We start from the raw sequence: 13,207 nt of genomic DNA, 5'->3' as shown, positions 1-13,207 counted from the left end.
GATGCAGTTTATCCGGCTCTTGATCTTCGGCCTGCTGGCGCTGACGGTGGTCTATGTCTGCGTCTCTCTCTATTCCCGCTCGGTGCGGCGCGAGAAGCTGGAGGAGCGCTGGGACGCCGCTCCCGAGGGCGACGCGGTGGACCGCGAGGCCTACATCGCGCGCGGCATGGAGGAGTACGAGCGCTCGCTGCGCAAACGCCTGATCCTGCTCGTCTACGTCGTCCCGGTGGTGACGGTCGCCTCGATCATCTACCTCATCAACTGAAAGGTCTCCCGATGCGCAACGTCCGCCGGGTCCTCCGCCTGATCTCGATCCTGATCGTGGGGCTGCTGCTGCACTACGTCCTGCCCCAGCAGGACGTCGCCCGGATCACCTCGACGGAAGTGATCCGCACCGACTTCTCGCGCTTCAACCGGCTGTTCTACGCCCAGGCCGACGCCGGCGCCGTCGAGCAGACCACCCGCGATTTGCGGCTCATCAACACCGAGCGGGTGCAGACCTACCTGTTCGGGCTGATCCGCACGGGCCGCGAGACGATGGTCTATCGCAACGAGGACACCGGCTGGATCTGGCCGCCCTACTTCAAGTTCGACTCCTCCGACCTGCAGGCCGAGGCCGCCGCCGACATCTCGACGACGGAGCCCTACGACTGGGTCGTCATTACCCATTACGGCTGGCGTATCCGCTTCGCCTCGATCTACCCCAACGCCGTCTCGATCCGCCCCGCGCCGGGGCCGGACTACCGCCCGATCCCGTGGGTGAACGTCGTGTTGCTGGTGCTGCTGCTCGCGGCGGCCCTGTTCGTGCGCGCCATGTGGCGGCAGTTTCGCGAGCGCACGGTCGACCCATTCGCCGACCGCACCGGCGACAGCTTCGACCGCGCCCAGGCCCGCATCGCGGAGCGGCGCGGGCGGTTGCGGCGGTGGCTCGATACGTGGAAGGCGAAGGACAAGCGGTAGGCGGGGCAGAGGGGAAGCTGTCCCCCCCCCTCAGAGTAGCCATTCACCCCCCTGGGATATTTCCCGGACAGAGGAGGCTATTCGCCGTAGGGGACCCAGACCGTCTTGATCTCGGTGGCGGCGTCGAGGAACTCGGTGCCCTCGGCGGTCGCCCAGTCGCGGGCGCGGCCGTTGTTGACCCAGGTGCGCTTGAGATTGGCGGCGGCGCGGCGCTCGATCTCGCCGGAGAGGTCGCTCGAGGAGAAGGACCAGACGGCGTCGATGTCGAGGTGGTCGGCCAGGGTGGGCGCCAGTTCGGCGTGGCTGCCGGTCAGGATGTTGACCGCGCCGCCGGGCACGTCGGACGTCTCGAGCACCTGGTAGAGGTCGGTCAGGGCGAGCGGGAACGGCTCGGAGGCGACGAGGGTGATGCGGTTGCCCATCGCGAGCGCCGGGGCCAGCAGCGAGACGGCACCGAGCAGCGGGGCCTCGTCGGGGCAGAGCGCGGCGATCTTGCCGACGGGCTCCTTCAGGGCGAGCGCGAGGCCGCGCAGGGGCACGCCCTTGGCGACGCCGTCGTACTTGTCGGCCCAGGCGGCATAGGTGAAGAGGCGGCGGATCGCGGCGTCGACTTCCCTGGCGCCGCCCTTGCCCGTCATCGTGTCGACACGCTCGGCGAACTCGTCGGCGCGGGCGGAGAGGTTCTCGGCGAGGTAGAAGAGGATCTGCGCGCGCAGGTGGCCCGTCGTGCCCGACCAGCCCTTGGCCGCGTTCATCGCCTCGACCGCGTTGCGGACGTCCTTGCGGTTGGCCTTGGGCGCGTGGCCGAGCAGCGCGCCCTTGGGGCCATGGATCGGGGTCGAGTAGCCGCCGTCGGGGCGCGCCTGCTTGCCGCCGATGTAGAGCTTGGCGGTGCGATCGAGCGGATCGCGCGGCGCGCCCTCGCCGGAATGGGGCTGCACCGGCTTGAGCCGGGCCGGCTTGCCGCGCGCGCGGGTGTAGGCGGCGAGGCCCTCCCAGCCGCCCTCGCGGCCGAAGCCGCTCTCGCGGATGCCGCCGAAGGGGGCGGCGGCGTCGAACATGTTGGTGCCGTTGACCCAGACCACCCCGGCCTTAAGCCTGGGCGCGATGTCGAGCGCGAGGTTGACGTTCTCGCTCCAGAGCGTCGCCGCGAGACCGTAGCGGGTGTTGTTGGCGATCTCGACCGCCTCGGCAGGCGTGCGGAAGGTGGTGGCGACGAGCACGGGGCCGAAGATTTCCTCCTGCATGAGCGTCGCGGCGGGGGAGAGACCGGTGATCAGGGTCGGCGGGTAGAAGCAGCCCGAGGCGGGCATGGCGGTGTTGGCGCGGTAGGTCTCGCCCTCGGCGTTGGCGTCGACCATGCGGGTGATCGTGTCGAGCTGCACTTGGTCGACGATGGCGCCGACGTCGATCGCCTTGTCGAGCGGGTCGCCGACGCGCAGCTTGTCCATCCGCGCTTTGAGGCGGGTGTGGAAGTTTTCGGCGATGCTCTCCTGCACCAGCAGGCGCGAGCCGGCGCAGCAGACCTGGCCGCCGTTGAACCAGATCGCGTCGACCAGGCCCTCGATGGCGCTGTCGATGTCGGCGTCGTCGAAGACGATGTAGGGCGACTTGCCGCCCAGTTCGAGCGTCAGGGACTTGCCGCTGCCGGCGGTGGCCTCGCGGATGCGGCGGCCGACGCCGGTGGAGCCGGTGAAGGCGACCTTGTCGACCTCGGCGGCGACGATCATCTCGCCGACCCGGCCATCGCCGGTGAGGATGTTGACCGCGCCCTTGGGCACCCCGGCCTGCCGGCAGATGTCGGCGAAGAGCAGGGCGGTGAGCGACGTATACTCCGCCGGCTTGAGCACCACCGTGTTGCCGGCGGCGAGCGCGGGGGCGATCTTCCAGGCGAGCATCAGCAGCGGGAAGTTCCACGGCACGATCTGGCCGCAGACGCCGTGGGCCTCGCGGTCGGGCTGCTCGGCGTCCATGAGCTGGGCGTAGCCGGCGTGGTGGTAGAAGTGCCGGATCGCGAGCGGGACGTCGATGTCGCGGCTCTCGCGGATCGGCTTGCCGTTGTCGAGCGACTCGAGCACCGCGAAGAGGCGGGAGTGCTTCTGCAGCAGGCGCGCGATGGCGTAGAGCACGCGGGCGCGGGCGTGGCCGTCCTTGGCCCAGGCGGGCTGGGCCCTGCGGGCGGCGCGCACCGCGGCGTCGACATCGGCCTGGGTGGCCTGCGTGACGTGGGCGAGGTCGTTGCCGGTGGCAGGATTGGTCGAGGCGAAGGTCTCGCCGGGGTCGGTGAAGGCGCCGTCGATGAAGCAGCCGAACCGGCCGCCCATGTCGACGAGCCACGCGAGGGCCTCGGCCGCGCTTTCGGGGGCGGGGCCGTACTCCATCGTGTCGAAGATTTCCTTGACGGTCATGTGGGCGTCCTTGTCTGCGGGGCGCGGTTTAACGGCCTGGTCATCTTTTGCTGGCAGGATGGAGGCGTCGGTTCATCGGAGGGCCTGCCATGTAGCCATTCTTGTACGATCCGCCCGATCAGGCGAGCGCATGCCGCCAAGAGGCGGAGTAGGCGCCGGTGACGTGGTGTTCGAGCTGACGTTCGATATCGCCGAGAAGCGACGAGGCGCCGAAGCGGAACAGGTCCGGCTGGAGCCAGCGATCGCCGAGCTCGTCCTTCATCATGGCGAGGTAGGTGAGCGCGTCCTTGGCCTTGGAGATGCCGCCGGCGGGCTTGTAGCCGACCTTGACGCCGGTGCGCTCCTCGTAGGCACGGATCGCGCGGATCATGGTGAGGGTGACGGGAAGCGTCGCGTTGACGCTCTCCTTGCCCGTCGACGTCTTGATGAAGTCGGCGCCCGCCATCATGCAGACGAGGCTCGCGCGGGCCACGTTCCTGAGGGTGCCGAGCTCCCCGGTCGCGAGGATCGCCTTCACGTGCGCGTCGCCGCAGGCCTCGCGCATCTCGGCCATCTCGTCGTAGAGCGCCTGCCAGTTGCCCTGCAGCACGTGGCGGCGGGTGATCACGATGTCGATCTCGCGCGCCCCGGCGGCGACGCTCTCGCCGATCTCGGCGATGCGCAGGCGGAAGGGCGACAGGCCGGCGGGGAAGCCGGTCGATACGGCGGCGACTGGGATGTTGGTGCCCTTGAGCGCGTCGACGGCGGTCTCGACCATGTCGTGGTAGACGCAGACGGCGCCGGTGGTCAGGCCGGTCATGCCGAGCTTGTCGAGGATCGCGGGCGAGACCGGCTGGCGCGCCTTGGCACAGAGCCGGCGAACCCGGCCCTCGGTATCGTCGCCGGCCAGCGTCGTCAGGTCGATGCAGGCGATCGCGCGGCAGAGCCACGCGGCCTGGTATGCCTTCTTGACCGATCGGCGCCCCGGCAGCGTGGCCGCGCGCCGTTCGATGGCGGAGGTGTTGGCCTGCACGGAGCGGACCCAGGCGAGGTCGAGCACCATGCCGGGATTGCGCGGCTCGTGGAGCGAGGGGAGCTGGTCCGCCGCCTTGGCAGGCGCCTCGGCGGTGTGGTCTGGGCTGTGCGTCGTGTCCAAGTGTGCCTCCCCCTTGTCGGGCGGGACGGTCGCACTTCGTCCAGCGCTTGGCAAGGTTTGACCAACCGGTAAAAAGCGGGACGGCGCGTCAGGACGGCTGAACGAGATCCCGCTGGTGAGCCCGGCGGTAGCGCTGGGGCGTGACCCCGTGGTGGCTGCGGAACAGCTTGTGGAAATGGCTGAGGTTGGGAATCCCGCAATCGGCGGCGATTTCGGCGAGGCTGTCGGAGGTGCTGGTCAGCCGCCGCGCCGCGTAGGCCATGCGCTGGGCGTTGATGATCTCCGACGGGCTCTTGCCGAGGAAGCGCCGGGTCGTGCGGCTGACATGCGGGTGGGCGCGGCCGGCGGCACGCGCGAAACCGGCGGCGCCTTCCCGGAACGTCTTGGGATCCTCCGCCGCCGCGCAGGCGCGGGCCAGCCAGGAGGGCGCCTCCGGCGGCAGCGCGCTCACGCCGTCGAGCAGCGTGGCGAGGAACGGAAGCAGGAAGGCCTCGGCCTCGTGAGCATCGCGCCGGCTCCGGTCGAGCCGCAGGGCCGCCTGGTTGAGCGCGGCGAGCTGGCGGATGTCGCGGTGCACCCGGGCGGGCGACGGGGCGTCGCTCCAGAAGAACCGGCCCCGCAGCGCCCGGTGCCGCGCCGCGATCTCGTCGACCAGCTGCGGCGCGAGCACCAGCAGGACCGCCAGCGTTTCCTCCGCCCGCGCCTGCAGCGCATGGGCATCGGTGACCCGCAGGAAGACCACGTCGCCTTCGACCAGGTCGATCCGCTCGTTCTCGAGATGCAGCCGGACGCGCCCGTTCTGAATCCAGAGCAATATGGGAAAATCGCGCGAGATCAGACCTTTCGGCCGGCGGCTCTCGACAGACGCGCGGACCAGGTGGAAGGCATCGCCTCCGCGGAGAAAAGCCCGCGCCGAAAGCCGGTTCGCCACGCGCTCCTCGAACAGGTGGTCGCTCTTCTTCAACAAAATCTCGTCCTCAAATATGTGAAAAGACATAAATCAATCTTGACGATTTCGCAACCTTTGGCTGCTAGCCACGAGTGCGACAAATCGAACGCGGCGGCATGCCCCCGCCGTCGACGCGGAAGGAGGTGCGGAACGAAGAGCTGAAAATCAGATGTGCGACCGGCCGACGAGTTCGGCTACTTGCCCGACAGCGCCTTGATCCCGGCAACGCCGCTCTCCCCGAGCGCGACGGTCGCGAACGGCCCGCCGACCCGCGTCTGCGCCAGGTCGGCCGGATCGGGCCGCGCCTGCGGCAGGAGCGTCTCGGCCCAGTCCTCGGCGTTGTCCTGCGGCTTGTAGCCGAGGAAGCCGACACGCGCGTTGGAAACCGGCGCGCGGTCATTGGCGGAGACGCCGTAGGCGACGGTGAACCCCACGGTCGGGGTTTCGATCGCGCGGGTGACCAGCTGCCTGAGGTCACGGTAGCTCAGCCAGCTGCCGAGGGCGCGGGCATTTTGCGGCTCGGGCGTGCAGGAGAAGATGCGCAGACAGACCGCCTCCAGTCCGCGCTTCTCCCAGTACATCCGCCCCATGTCCTCGGCGAAGCACTTGGCGAGGCCGTAGAAGGTATCCGGGCGGTGCGGCTCGTCGGTGTCGATGCCGCGGTTGTTCTCGCAGAGCCCGACGGCATGGATGGAGGAGGCATAGACCACTCGCCGGAGCCCGTGACGGTGCGCCGCCTCCCAGATGTTGTAGGCGCCGATGTAGTTCGGCCCCAGGAGCTCCTCGAACGGCTTCTCGTCGACGATGGCGCCGAAGTGCACCACCATCTCCGCCCCCTCGAGAAGGGGCGCGATCTGGTCCATCTCCGCGAGGTCCGCCTTCACCCACGTCTCGTTCGCCAGCAGCTCCGAACGCGGCTCGGCGATGTCGGTCGACACCAGCTCGGCCGCCATGCTTGCCAGCGTGGCGCGCAGTTCGTGGCCGAGATTTCCGGCGGCGCCGGTGAGGACGATCTTCTTCATCGCGGGTCTCCGTCAGATGACGGCCCGCTCGCGCGCGGGCCGGTTGTCGTGGATGCGCTCGATCCCGAGCGGCGAGAGGTCGAGGCTGCGGTACTGGCCGTGCACGATCAACTCCGCGATCCCGCGCGCGATTCCGGCCGCCTGCTGCAAGCCGTGGCCGGAGAAGCCCGCGGCCGTGATCAGCTGCGGCGCGTCCGGATGTCGGCCCAGGATGGCGTTCTGGTCGAAATGGTTAAAGTCGTAGTGCCCGACCCAGCTCTGCATCAGCTTGATCCGCTCGAAGGCGGGGATGCGCGCGGCGAGTGCGGGCCAGACCTTTTCTTCCCAGATCGCGTGATCCAGCTCGAAATCGTCGGGCGCGACGGGCGCATCGTCGTCGGGCGGGCAGCCGGCGAGGTAGTAGCGTCCCTCCTGCCTCACGTGGACGCCGGACGGATCGATGGTTAACGGCAGGTCGACCGGCAACGGCTCGGCGGCGTCGAAGACGAAGCTGTAGCGCTTGCGCGGCTCGACGGGCAGGTCGCTCCCGGCCATGCGCGCGATCTCGGCGGCGCGGGGGCCGGCGGCGTTGACGATCGTGCCGGCAGAGAGCGTGGCGCCCGAGGCCAGCCGCAGGTCGGTGCCTTCGATGCCGACGACCTCGTCGTGCAGGACCGTCGCACCGTATTGCCGCGCCTGGCGATTGAACAGCTGAAACAGGGTGTTGCCGTCGAAGTAGCCCTCGTCGCGCGTGCCGTGCGAGGCGAGGACGACGTCGTCGGTGACGTAGAAGGGAAAACGCTGCGACAGCTCCTGTCGCGTCAGGATCTCCGTGCTGGCGCCAAGCCCAACCTGCAAATCGCGGGCTTCGCGCAGCACGTTTGCGAATTGTTCATCCCTTGCGAGGTACAGATAGCCGAAGGACTGGACGGGCAGGGAGGGGGCATCTTCGCCCATCCAGTCCTTGATGTCGCGCATGAAGGAGAGGGTGAATTGACTTAGCCGTATGTTGATCTCGGAGCCGAACTGCTGGCGGATGCAGCTGTTCGTGTGCGTCGTGGCGGCCCACTCGTAGGTGGGGTCGCGCTCGATGATGGTGACGCGCCCGGTGAAGGCGGGATCGCGCGTCAGCCACCACGCGACGGCCGAGCCGGTCATCGCGCCGCCGATGATGGCGACGTCGGTGGTTCGCCGGTCGGCGCTCATTCGTCCTCGCGGCTGACATAGCCCAGCCGCCGGTCGCGCTCGCGCGCCTCCTCCGGGCGCTTCTCGGGCGGGCCGTAGCCACCGCCGCCGGGGAAGGCGAGGCGCACCGTCTGGCCCTCGGGGACGGCGCTCCGTCCCTTGCCGCCCAGCCGGGTCCCGTCGGAGCGCTCGACGATCGTCGGCGCCCCGGCCCCGCCGCCGGCGCGGCCGCGAGCGGGATGATCGACGCGGTCGAACATCGCGGAGAAGACGAACCTGTGGCCGTCGGGCACGCCGACTTCCATGTGCTGGCCGAGCCCGCCACGGCAGGTCCCTTCGCCGCCCGAATCCGCGCGCAGCTCCTTGCGCCAGATAATGACCGGCCCCGAATGCTCCGTCGCCTCGACTGGCATCGTCATCACGCCGGAGGGGAAGGCGGTGGCGTTGAGGCCGTCGAGAGTCGGCCGAGCACCGGTGCCGCCGGAGTTGAAGGTCAGCACTTCGTGCTCGCTTTCGGGGCCGAAGATCGAGAGCTGGAAGTTGCACAAGGCCCCCGCGCCCTCGGCCGGCACACGGCCCGGCAGGATCTGGTCGAGTGCGTCGAAGACGGTATCGGGGATCAGGTGCCCGATGATGTGTCGCAGGGCGACGGGCGCCGGGCGCGGCGCGTTGAGGATCGAGCCGCGCGGCGCGGTGACGCGAAACGGCTCGAGGCTCGCGGTATTGTTGGGAATGTCGGGCGCGATGGTGCATTTGAGCGCGTAGGCGGCATAGGCGCGGGTATAGACCTCGGGGACGTTGATCCCCTTCGGATCGGTGCCCGACGTGCCGGCGAAGTCGCACAGGATGTGGTCGTCATGCGTCTCGAGCCGAACGTGGAGATCGACGGGCGCGGTATAGCCATCGATCCGCATGTGCCCCTTCGCGCTGGCGCGCGGCAGAGCGGCGATGCGCTCGATCGTGGCGGTGCGGGACGCGTCGAGGATGAAGGCGGAGATCTCCTCGAGGTCGTCCGCGCCGTATTCCTCGAGCGTGTCGCGCAGCCGCGCCAGGCCGACGTCATTGCAGGCGGCGAGGGCGTAGATGTCGCCGACGAGCTGGTCAGGGGTCCGCGTGTTGGTCCGGATGATGCGGATCAGCGTCTCGTCGACCATGCCGCGGTCGGCGAAGCGCATGATCGGGATCTGCAGCCCCTCCTCGTAGACGGAGTCACCGTCCGCGCCGAAGCCGCGCCCGCCGATATCGACCACGTGCGCGGTGCAGGCAAAGAAGCCGACGTGCCGCGCCTTGTGGAAAACAGGCGTGACGACGGTGATGTCGTGCAGATGGCCGGTGCCCTTCCACGGGTCGTTCGTGATGTAGGTGTCGCCCTCGTGCATCTCGCCGATCTCGCGGATGAAGTGGCCGACGGCCTCCGCCATGGCGTTGACGTGACCGGGGGTGCCCGTCACGGCCTGGGCCAGCATGTTGCCGGCCTGATCGTAGACGCCGGCGGACAGGTCGCCGGCCTCGCGCACCGACGTGGAGAAGGCCGTCCGCACCAGCGCCTGCGCCTGCTCCTCGACGATGGCGATCAGGCGGTTCCAGATGATCTGATTGGCGACGCTCATGAGCTCTTCCGGATGTCGATGGTGCCGTCGGCGCGGCCCTTGGCGGTGAAGCCGCGGGGCACGATGATCGTGGTTTCGGCCTCGGTCACGATGGCAGGGCCCGCGATGACGGTGCCGTCGCCGAGCGCGGTGCGCTCGAGGGCGCCGGCCGCGGCGAGGGCGCCGGTCGAAGCGTCGAAGAGCTGACGCTCGGTGCCGGTGGCCGTCTCGCCGGCGGGCGCCCCGGCGACCGGCTCGATCGGACGCAGCGGCGTGGCGGCCGAGAGGGCCCACACGGTGACCTCCGGCACGAGGCCGGCGACGGTCCTGCCGAAGAGGTTGCTGTAGGCCGCCTCGAACGCCTCCTGGATCGCGCCGGCCTCGAGCCGGTCGGGGAGCGGAACGGGGATGTCCCAACCCTGGCCGCGATAGCGCATGTGCAGCACCGTCTCGGTCGAGATGTCCGCCTCGGGAGCGCAATCGCGCACGAAGCTCTCGGCTTCGTCGCGCAGGGCGGCGAGCAGCTCGCGCGCGGCCTCGGCGTCGAACGCGTCGAGCCGCATGACGAGGCTGCGCGTCGCCTCGTACGCGTAGGGCGCGCGCAGGAAGCCGATCGCCGAGCCGACGCCCGCTCCCGGCGGCACGAGCAGGCGCGTCAGGCCGAGCTTTTCGCACAGGCGTCCGGCATGAAGCGGGGCGGCGCCGCCGAAGGCGATCATCGTGTAGCCCGCGAGGTCCTCCCCGTTCTCGACGGCATGAACACGCGCGGCGTTCGCCATGTTCTCGTCGACCATTTCGGAAAGCCCGTAGGCCGCCGTCAGCGCGTCGAGGTCGAGGCGCTGCCCGATATGCTCGGCAAGCGCCGTCTCCGACGCCTCCGGCTTCAGCGGGATCGAGCCGCCGGCGAAATTGTCCGGGTCGAGGCGCCCGAGGATCAGGTCGGCGTCGGTGACGGCCGGCCGCGAGCCGCCGCGCCCGTAGGCCGCGGGGCCGGGCTCGGAGCCGGCGCTTTCCGGGCCCGCCTGGATCCGTCCGAGCGCATCCACCGAGCCGAGGGAGCCGCCGCCGGCGCCGATCTCCACCATGTCGATGACCGGGATCGAGATCGGCATGCCCGATCCCTTCTTGAACCGGTAGGTCCGGGCGACCTCGAACACCCGCGCCGTCTTCGGCGTCCCGCCGCGGATCAGGCAGATCTTGGCGGTCGTGCCGCCCATGTCGAAGCTCAGCACGCGGTCGAGCCCGTGCCGCCGCGCGAGGTCGGCGGCGAAGATCGCGCCGCCCGCGGGGCCGGATTCGACCAGCCGGACCGGGAACTGGCGCGCGGCCTCGAGGGACATCAGGCCGCCGCCGGAATGCATGAGGAAGACCGGGCAGTCGGCGCCCGCCTCGGCCAGCCGCGCCTTCAGCCGGCCGAGGTAGTCAGCCATCATCGGGCGCACGTAGGCGTTGGCGCAGGTCGTGTTGAAGCGTTCGTACTCGCGGATCTGGGGCGACACCTCGCTCGACAGCGACAGGCTCTTTGCGGGGAAGCGGGCGGCGAGGATGTCGGCCACGCGGTGTTCGTGCTCCGGATTGGCGTAGCTGTGCAGGAAGCCGATCGCGATGCTGTCGAAATCTTCCAGCCGAGCGGCGAGAGCCTCGACCTCGGCATCGTCCAGCGGAATCAGTACGTTGCCGCCTGCGTCGACCCGCTCATGCAGGGTGAAACGGCAGTCGCGCGCGATCAGCGGGTCGGGCAAGACGAGGTTGAGGTCGTACTGCTCGAACCGGCTTTCGGTGCGCATCTCGATCACGTCCCGAAAGCCATCGGTCGTGATGAAGGCGGTCTTGGCACCCTTGCGCTCGATCAGCGCGTTCGTCGCGAGGGTCGTCCCGTGCAGGATCCGCGTGATCCGCGCCGGTTCGACGTCGGCCTGCGCGCAGACCTGCGCGAGCCCCGCGAGGATGGCCTCCTCGGGCGCTGCATAGGTGGTGAGTACCTTGGTCGAGTGCAGGCGCTCGCCCACTTCCAGGACCACGTCGGTGAAGGTGCCGCCGATATCGACGCCGAGATTGATTGCCGTCATGGCGCCGACGCTAGGGTGGGCGCTCGCGAATGTGAAGACGGTGCGCGCAGCGCGCGCGCACCGTCCGCGACGTCAAGCGTCGGTCGAGACGGTCGCGCCGAGCGCGCCCTCGTGGGAAAGGTAGCAGTACCCGTTCGGCGGCAGGCTCAGGGAGCGGTCGCGCAGCGCGGCATGACGCGGGCCGATAGCCCCGGCAGCGCGATCGAGGTCGAGGTGCAGCGTGTTCGCGGAGAGGTTGAACAGGCAGGTCACGTTGTCGTCTCCGCTCGTCCGCCGAATGCCTAGCACCGGCTCGGGCAGGTCGAGGAAGGTCGTCGAGCCTTGGCGCAGAGCCGGGGTCGCCTTGCGGAAGGCGAGAACCTCCCGGTAGGTGTGCAGAACGCTGTGGTTCCTTGCCTCTTGCACATCCACAGCGCGCGCGGCCTGCGGTGCCTTGACGGGCAGCCACGGCTCGCCGCTGGAGAAGCCGGCGTTCGGCGCGTCCGCTTCCCAGACCATCGGCGTCCGGCAGCCGTCCCGGCCCTTGACCTGCGGCCAGAAGCGCAGCGCGGGCGGATCGGTCAGCTCTTCGTAGACGAGCTCGGTTTCCGTCTGGCCCAGCTCCTCGCCCTGGTAGATGCCGATCGCCCCCTCGAACGAGGCAAGGACGGCGATCGCCTGCCGGGCGAGGGCGTCGCTGTCCTGCGCATGCGTCGCCCAGCGGTCGACGTGGCGCGGCACGTCGTGGTTGGAGAACGACCACTTCGGCTGCCCGTCCGGCGCGCCTTTCTGGAAGCCTTCGATGCAACGGCGGAAATGGTCGGCGCTGTAGTAGGGGCCGAGCATCGCGAAGGAGTAGCACATGTGCAGCCGGTCGGTGCCGCTGGTATATTCCCCCATGACCGCGATCGAGCGCTCGCCATCCTCGCCGACTTCCCCGACCATCATCACGTCCTCGTACTGGTCGGTCAGCTTGCGCAGCCGCTCCAGGAACGCGATGTTTTCGGGGCGCGTCTTGTCATAGATATGCTGCTGCATGCCGTAGACGTCCGTCGCCATGCCGAAGCCGCCGTGATCGGCGGGCGGGTTCGAGCGCAGCTTCGGGTCGTGGAAGTAGTAGTTGACGGTATCGAGGCGGAAGCCGTCGAGGCCACGATCCAGCCAGAAGCGCATCGTCTCGAGCAGGGCGTCCTGGACCGCCTTCGTGTGAAAGTTCAGGTCGGGCTGCGAAATCAGGAAGTTGTGCAGGTAGTACTGACGCCGCCGCGGCTCGAACTCCCAGGCCGAGCCGCCGAACACGCTAGCCCAGTTGTTGGGCGGGCTGCCGTCGGGATTGGGCTCCGCCCAGACGTACCAGTCGGCCTTCGGATTGTCGCGGCTCGCGCGGCTCTCCTCGAACCACGGGTGCTTGTCGCTCGTGTGGCTGAGCACCTGGTCGACGATGACCTTGAGGCCGAGGCCGTGCGCTGTCTCGATCAGGGTGTCGAAATCTTCGAGCGTCCCGAACAGAGGATCGATGTCGGTATAGTTCGAAACGTCGTAGCCCATGTCGTCCATCGGCGACACGAAGATGGGAGAAAGCCAGATCGCATCCACGCCGAGCCCTGCGACGTACGGCAGCCTCCGCGTGATCCCCGTGAGATCGCCGACCCCATCGCCGGAATCGTCCTGAAACGAACGCGGATAGATCTGGTAGATCACCGCGTCCCGCCACCATTCTCGCTTTGCCATGCGCTCTCCCGTGCGTCCGAAGCTGAAGTCCGTTAGCGCTATATCGGCCGAGGAGCCGATTTGACAGAGAAGCAGAGACCTGCGGCATCATCACGCGGACACCAGCCGCTGGCGGCGGTCTGCGAGCCAGCGGCCGAGCTCGGCCAGCGGCCTGGGAACGGCGTAATGATAGCCCTTGCAGGCCGGAACAGCCGGCGTCCT

The 13,207-nt window shown here is 69.1% G+C and carries 10 protein-coding genes; 2 read left to right on the top strand and 8 right to left on the bottom strand.

Annotation, left to right across the window (positions count from 1 at the left end):
- Position 1: 1 nt before the first annotated feature.
- On the top strand, positions 2-265 hold the full coding sequence (locus tag OG2516_RS07835; protein WP_007255106.1) for a hypothetical protein: 264 nt from the start codon (positions 2-4) through the stop codon (positions 263-265).
- An 11-nt stretch (positions 266-276) separates the two neighbouring features.
- Positions 277-960: a DUF1523 family protein gene (locus OG2516_RS07830; RefSeq protein ID WP_007255105.1), complete on the top strand. Its 684-nt coding sequence runs from the start codon at positions 277-279 to the stop codon at positions 958-960.
- A gap of 77 nt (positions 961-1,037) precedes the next feature.
- Here OG2516_RS07830 and OG2516_RS07825 read toward each other — a convergent pair whose 3' ends face one another.
- The 8 genes from OG2516_RS07825 to OG2516_RS07790 all read right to left on the bottom strand — a co-directional run bounded on the left by OG2516_RS07825 (position 1,038) and on the right by OG2516_RS07790 (position 13,006).
- Positions 1,038-3,368 (bottom strand): aldehyde dehydrogenase family protein, encoded by a 2,331-nt coding sequence (locus tag OG2516_RS07825; protein WP_007255104.1) that lies wholly within the window; start codon positions 3,366-3,368, stop codon positions 1,038-1,040.
- 118 nt (positions 3,369-3,486) lie between these two features.
- Entirely contained in the window at positions 3,487-4,410 is a 924-nt protein-coding gene (gene deoC / locus OG2516_RS07820; protein ID WP_083788556.1) for a deoxyribose-phosphate aldolase, read from the bottom strand.
- Positions 4,411-4,591: 181 nt separating this feature from the next.
- Entirely contained in the window at positions 4,592-5,317 is a 726-nt protein-coding gene (locus tag OG2516_RS07815; protein WP_245544279.1) for a helix-turn-helix domain-containing protein, read from the bottom strand.
- A 329-nt stretch (positions 5,318-5,646) separates the two neighbouring features.
- Complete coding sequence (locus OG2516_RS07810; protein WP_007255101.1) at positions 5,647-6,474, bottom strand: NAD-dependent epimerase/dehydratase family protein; 828 nt, start codon at positions 6,472-6,474, stop codon at positions 5,647-5,649.
- Between the two features lie 12 nt (positions 6,475-6,486).
- A complete protein-coding gene (locus OG2516_RS07805; protein WP_007255100.1) occupies positions 6,487-7,659 on the bottom strand; it encodes an NAD(P)/FAD-dependent oxidoreductase in 1,173 nt (390 codons plus the stop codon).
- Positions 7,656-9,248 (bottom strand): hydantoinase B/oxoprolinase family protein, encoded by a 1,593-nt coding sequence (locus OG2516_RS07800; RefSeq protein WP_007255099.1) that lies wholly within the window; start codon positions 9,246-9,248, stop codon positions 7,656-7,658. The genes OG2516_RS07805 and OG2516_RS07800 overlap by 4 nt, the downstream gene beginning before the upstream one ends.
- Positions 9,245-11,296: a hydantoinase/oxoprolinase family protein gene (locus OG2516_RS07795; RefSeq protein ID WP_007255098.1), complete on the bottom strand. Its 2,052-nt coding sequence runs from the start codon at positions 11,294-11,296 to the stop codon at positions 9,245-9,247. Before OG2516_RS07795 ends, OG2516_RS07800 begins: the two co-directional genes overlap by 4 nt.
- Before the next feature lie 72 nt (positions 11,297-11,368).
- The gene (locus OG2516_RS07790; RefSeq protein ID WP_050769122.1) at positions 11,369-13,006 is read right to left on the bottom strand and encodes an alpha-glucosidase; all 1,638 of its coding nucleotides are present in this window, start codon (positions 13,004-13,006) and stop codon (positions 11,369-11,371) included.
- Positions 13,007-13,207 lie beyond the last annotated feature (201 nt).

Origin of the sequence: Oceanicola granulosus HTCC2516, from assembly GCF_000153305.1 — a bacterium.
Lineage (GTDB): Bacteria > Pseudomonadota > Alphaproteobacteria > Rhodobacterales > Rhodobacteraceae > Oceanicola > Oceanicola granulosus.
The sequence above is the reverse complement of the archived record's forward strand: the minus strand, read 5'-3'. Positions and strand labels throughout refer to the sequence as shown.

Bases quoted from the DNA above. Each gene is read 5' to 3' on its own strand.
- OG2516_RS07835 (WP_007255106.1), top strand. From the start codon at position 2: ATGCAGTTTATCCGGCTCTTGATCTTCGGCCTGCTGGCGCTGACGGTG.
- OG2516_RS07830 (WP_007255105.1), top strand. From the start codon at position 277: ATGCGCAACGTCCGCCGGGTCCTCCGCCTGATCTCGATCCTGATCGTG.
- OG2516_RS07825 (WP_007255104.1), bottom strand. From the start codon at position 3,368: ATGACCGTCAAGGAAATCTTCGACACGATGGAGTACGGCCCCGCCCCC.
- deoC (WP_083788556.1), bottom strand. From the start codon at position 4,410: ATGGTGCTCGACCTCGCCTGGGTCCGCTCCGTGCAGGCCAACACCTCC.
- OG2516_RS07810 (WP_007255101.1), bottom strand. From the start codon at position 6,474: ATGAAGAAGATCGTCCTCACCGGCGCCGCCGGAAATCTCGGCCACGAA.
- OG2516_RS07805 (WP_007255100.1), bottom strand. From the start codon at position 7,659: ATGAGCGCCGACCGGCGAACCACCGACGTCGCCATCATCGGCGGCGCG.
- OG2516_RS07800 (WP_007255099.1), bottom strand. From the start codon at position 9,248: ATGAGCGTCGCCAATCAGATCATCTGGAACCGCCTGATCGCCATCGTC.
- OG2516_RS07795 (WP_007255098.1), bottom strand. From the start codon at position 11,296: ATGACGGCAATCAATCTCGGCGTCGATATCGGCGGCACCTTCACCGAC.
- OG2516_RS07790 (WP_050769122.1), bottom strand. From the start codon at position 13,006: ATGGCAAAGCGAGAATGGTGGCGGGACGCGGTGATCTACCAGATCTAT.